Raw genomic sequence first — 268 nt, 5'->3', positions numbered from 1 at the left:
GGTCGTTCAACGTCGCAAAAGAGAATGATGCGCTCTTCCCCCGTGCGATTCTCGGCGTGGGGCAAATAGGTTTCGTCGAAAACCACGTCTTCCCCGTCCCGCCAGGAATAAGGAATGCCGTCGACGACAATCGCGCAGCGGTCGTCGTTTGGCGTCATCAGGCCCAGGTGATAGCGGAGCGAGCCCGCGTAGGGATCGCGATGCGGATTGAGCGAGCCGCCGGCCGGCAGCATGGCGAACATCGCGGCCTTGACCGACGGAATGCGTT

1 protein-coding gene is annotated in these 268 nt (G+C 61.9%); it reads right to left on the bottom strand.

Annotated features, from left to right (window positions below):
- On the bottom strand, positions 1–268 hold a 268-nt coding region (locus SB771_RS34730; RefSeq protein WP_410722005.1), incomplete at both ends, for an aspartyl/asparaginyl beta-hydroxylase domain-containing protein.

Origin of the sequence: Burkholderia sp. SIMBA_051 (assembly GCF_046534915.1) — a bacterium.
Classification (GTDB): domain Bacteria; phylum Pseudomonadota; class Gammaproteobacteria; order Burkholderiales; family Burkholderiaceae; genus Burkholderia; species Burkholderia ambifaria.
This window is presented reverse-complemented; position numbering and strand designations above follow the sequence as displayed.